5 protein-coding genes are annotated in these 3,761 nt (G+C 72.5%); 3 read left to right on the forward strand and 2 right to left on the reverse strand.

Annotated elements, in window-relative coordinates:
* Window positions 1–357 precede the first annotated feature (357 nt).
* Complete coding sequence (locus tag ACOV8S_RS32460; protein ID WP_448322186.1) at window positions 358–1,020, forward strand: DUF1707 SHOCT-like domain-containing protein; 663 nt, start codon at window positions 358–360, stop codon at window positions 1,018–1,020.
* A 12-nt stretch (window positions 1,021–1,032) separates the two neighbouring features.
* On the opposite strand, the gene ACOV8S_RS32465 is transcribed toward ACOV8S_RS32460, so the two are convergent.
* Window positions 1,033–1,980 (reverse strand): SMP-30/gluconolactonase/LRE family protein, encoded by a 948-nt coding sequence (locus ACOV8S_RS32465; protein WP_448322188.1) that lies wholly within the window; start codon window positions 1,978–1,980, stop codon window positions 1,033–1,035.
* A 109-nt stretch (window positions 1,981–2,089) separates the two neighbouring features.
* Between ACOV8S_RS32465 and ACOV8S_RS32470 the strand changes: the two genes are divergently transcribed.
* Window positions 2,090–2,551 (forward strand): Lrp/AsnC family transcriptional regulator, encoded by a 462-nt coding sequence (locus ACOV8S_RS32470; RefSeq protein WP_448322190.1) that lies wholly within the window; start codon window positions 2,090–2,092, stop codon window positions 2,549–2,551.
* Window positions 2,552–2,573: 22 nt separating this feature from the next.
* Here the strand turns inward: ACOV8S_RS32470 and pyrF are convergent, their stop codons facing one another.
* Window positions 2,574–3,260 carry an orotidine-5'-phosphate decarboxylase gene (pyrF, locus tag ACOV8S_RS32475; protein ID WP_448322192.1) on the reverse strand — a complete coding sequence of 229 codons (687 nt, stop codon included), beginning with the start codon at window positions 3,258–3,260 and terminating at the stop codon, window positions 2,574–2,576.
* 57 nt (window positions 3,261–3,317) lie between these two features.
* Between pyrF and ACOV8S_RS32480 the strand changes: the two genes are divergently transcribed.
* Window positions 3,318–3,686, forward strand: coding sequence for a S24 family peptidase (locus tag ACOV8S_RS32480; RefSeq protein WP_448322194.1), 369 nt, complete (start codon window positions 3,318–3,320; stop codon window positions 3,684–3,686).
* The last annotated feature ends 75 nt before the right edge of the window (window positions 3,687–3,761 follow it).

Below are 3,761 nucleotides of genomic sequence, written 5' to 3' on the forward strand. Positions count from 1 at the left end.
CACGTCGTCCACCGCTCACGATGACCCCCCGGTCGAAGCCCCCACGGCCTCCGGACCCCCCGGCCCGTGGACACCGCGAGGATCGTACAGCGGGCGGGGGCTTCTCGGTAGATTCCGTCCCAGGACGTGACCAAGCGAGGAGAAGCGCGCAACCGGCGCATTGCGCCACCACCGGGACGGTACGGACGGCATGGGCGGAAGTGGCTGCGGTGATCAGGGGACCGGCTCGGTCCGGCCGTGGCCGACCGGGACCGGACCGGTGACCCCCGGCCCTGTCGCGCTATAGCGTGGGCCTTCCGGTCGCGGCGTTGTGCGTCTCGCGACGGAGGCCCTTTCTGACAGGAGCAGGACGCGAGCATGTCGGGTGAGATGTCCCCCATCGGAAAGCCCCAAGGAGCCGGCTCGTCGCCCGAGCTGCGCGCCTCCCACGCGGACCGGGACCGGGTGGTGGACGTGCTGCGCATCGCGGCGGGGGACGGGCTGCTGACGGCGGAGGAACTGGACGAGCGGCTGGAGATCGCCCTCTCCGCCCGCACCCTCGGCGACCTGGCCCCGCTCACCGCCGACCTGCCTCCCGTGTCGACGGTGGCCGGCGCCGTGGTGGGGGAGCAGGCGAAGGACCTCGTCCGGATCAGGCAGGTGCACAGCGGTGCGATCGTGCGGACGGGTCGGTGGGTGGTGCCGCGCCGGATGGAGCTCGAGGTGACGTTCTGCGACCTGACCCTCGACTTCACCGACGCGGTGATCACCCACGACAGGCTGTCCGTCCAGGTGAAGATGATGGGCAAGACCCTGACCCTGATCACCAGGCCGGGGGTCGAGGTCGACACCGACGCGATGCAGCTGGCCCACTGCAGGGTCGTACGCCGCCAGGATGCGGCCGCTGCGCGCGTGCCGACCGTCCTGCGCGTGGAGCTGGCCGGCGAGAAGACCCACGGCAGGATCGTGGTGCGGCCCCCGCGTCGCACCTTCGGCCAGTGGCTGCTGCGCAGGCCGGCGTCCCGCCCCGCAGACGTCTGAGCCGCCCGGCCCCTACCCGAGCCAGGGCCGGTGCCCCGGCCCGGTCGGGTGGGTGCCCGTCACCGCCATGACCAGCGAGTAGAGACTGGTCTCCGCGGTGATGAACAGACGGTTCCGCTTGGGCCCGCCCCACGCGATGTTGGAGACCGCCTCGGGGACGACGAGCCGGCCGATCAGGGTGCCGTCCGGGTCGTAGCAGTGCACGCCGTCGTCCATCGCCGCCGCCCAGAGCCGGCCCTCGTCGTCGAAGCGCAGGTTGTCGAAGCGGGCGTTCTCCCGGCCCTGCGCCTCGGCGAAGACCTGCCCCTCCGACAGCGAACCGTCGTCGCGTACGTCGAAGACCCGGATGCAGCCGGCGCGGGTGTCCGAGACGAACAACTGCCGCTCGTCGGCCGAGAACACCAGGCCGTTCGGCGCGCCGAAGCAGTCGGCCACCAGGCGCACCTCCCCGCTGCCCGGGTCGACGCGGTAGACGTTGCAGGCGCCGATCTCGCTGTCCGCGCGGTGGCCCTCGTAGTCGCTCGTGATGCCGAAGTCGGGGTCGGAGAAGTAGACGGAGCCGTCGGACCTGACCGCCGCGTCGTTGGGACTGTTCAGACGCCGGCCCTGCCAGCGGTCGGCCAGAACGGTGAGCGTGCCGTCGTGCTCGGTCCGCGTCACCCGGCGGTTGCCCTGCTCGCAGGAGATCAACCGCCCCTCGCGGTCGAGGGTGTTGCCGTTGGTGTGCCCGGCGGGGCTGCGGAAGACGCCGACCGCGCCGGTCGCCTCGTCCCAGCGCAGCATGCGGTCGTTGGGGATGTCGCTCCAGATCACCTGCCGCCAGGCGGGGAGGTGGACCGGGCCCTCGGCCCAGCGGCAACCGGTGTACAGGACCTCCAGGTCCGCGTCACCGTTCATGCACCGGCCGGTGCGGAACCGGTCGTCGAACATCTCGTACAGCGCGGGGCGCTCACTGGTCATGCTGGTCCTCCCCATCCGGGCCACCCGGCCCGACCGAACCATTTTCGGCTTGGGTCGGAGACTGCAGGATCAGATATGGTGGATGCAAGAAGTAGTCGAATGGAGAGTTGTGGATCACATCGATCGGCAGCTGCTGGCGCAGCTCCAGCAGGACGCCACCCGGTCCTACGCGGCGCTGGGGGAGGCCGTCGGCCTCTCCGCCGGGGCGGCCCACGAGCGCGTGCGGAAGCTGCGGGAGCGCGGCGTCATCCGGCGCACCACCGTCGAGGTGGACCCGGCGGCGGTGGGCAGCGGGATCCTGGCCTACGTGATGGTCGACTCGACCTCCTGGATGGGCGATTCGGCCGAGGCCTTCGCCGCGCTGCCCGAGGTCGTGGAGGCACACGTCATCGCGGGCAGCGCGTCGGTGCTGCTGAAGGTCAGGACCGCCACGACCGAGGGGCTGCAGGACGTGCTGCGGCGGATCTACGCGATCGACGGGGTCAGCGGGACGCAGGCCACGGTGGTCCTGGAGACCTTCTTCGAACGACCGGTGTCCCCCGGGGGGCCCGGTTCGCCGGCACCGGAGTAGGAGCGCCCCGCGGCGTTTCCCGTCAGCCGGCCCGGAGTCGGCGCAGGGCCGCCACCGGGTCCGCGGCGCGGGTGACCGCCCGCCCCACGACGACGTGGGAGGCGCCCGCGGCGAAGGCGGCGCCCGGCGTGCCCGAACGGGCGTGGTCGCCGGGGGCGTGGCCGGGCGCCGTCACCCCCGGCGTGACGACCAGGGCGTCGTCGGGCAACAACGCGCGCAGGGACGCCACTTCACCCGCCGACGCGATCACCCCGTGGCATCCGGACCGCTCGGCCAGGCGGGCCAGCCGGAGCACCTGGCTCCCGGTCGGGCCCGCCACGCCGACGTCGGCGAGGTCGGCGTCGGTCATGCTGGTGACGACGGTCAGCGCCAGCACCCGCAGCCGCGGGAAGTCGCGTGCCGCGTCCACCGCGGCGGCCATGATGCCCGCCCCTCCCATGCCGTGCACGGTCACCATGGAGACGCCCAACGCGCCCGCGGCACGGACCGCGCCGACCACGGAGTGCGGGATCTCGAACAGCTTGAGGTCCAGGAACACGTCCTTGCCCCGCGCGACGAGCTCCCGCACGACCTCGGGCCCCACGGTGGTGAGCAGCTCGAGCCCCACCTTGTAGAAGCGGCACTCGGCCCCGAGCGTGTCGACCACGCGTCGTGCGTCCTCGCGGTTGTCGTGGTCCAGGGCGACGATGATCCGTCCGGCGGTCTCCATGCCTCCATGGTGAACAATTCGCTGGGCCACGGTGGCGGAACCTGCCACGATCCTCGGATGGGTGCACTGGACGCCATCGCGCAGAGGGTCGCCGGCGGAGCCACCGTGACGTTCCGGCCCAGCGGGACCTCGATGGTGCCGCTGATACAGAACCGTCAGCAGGTGGTCGTCGCCCCGGTCGACCCGGCGACGGTCGAGGCCGGGGACATCGTCCTCGCCCGCGTCGCCGGGACGGTGTACCTCCACCTGGTGTCCTCCGTGGACCCTGCCGGACAGCGGGTGCAGATCAGCAACAACCGCGGCCGCGTCAACGGCTGGACCGGCCGCGACCGGGTCTTCGGCATCTGCGTGGCGGTCGACGGCGTCGCCAGGCCACGGACCGACGGCAGGACCCGTGACCCTGGTCGCGACGCCGCCTCCGACTGAGCCCGGCGCCCGGGGTGTGACGGCCGGGTGTCGCGTCAGTCGTGCCCGTAGCCGTATCCCGGCTCGGGGTGCGGC

The organism is Streptomyces sp. CO7 (genome assembly GCF_053474865.1).

Excerpts from the sequence above, each read along its gene's own strand:
- pyrF (WP_448322192.1), bottom strand. The coding sequence starts at position 3,260 with ATGGAGACCGCCGGACGGATCATCGTCGCCCTGGACCACGACAACCGC.
- ACOV8S_RS32480 (WP_448322194.1), top strand. The coding sequence starts at position 3,318 with ATGGGTGCACTGGACGCCATCGCGCAGAGGGTCGCCGGCGGAGCCACC.
- ACOV8S_RS32460 (WP_448322186.1), top strand. The coding sequence starts at position 358 with ATGTCGGGTGAGATGTCCCCCATCGGAAAGCCCCAAGGAGCCGGCTCG.
- ACOV8S_RS32465 (WP_448322188.1), bottom strand. The coding sequence starts at position 1,980 with ATGACCAGTGAGCGCCCCGCGCTGTACGAGATGTTCGACGACCGGTTC.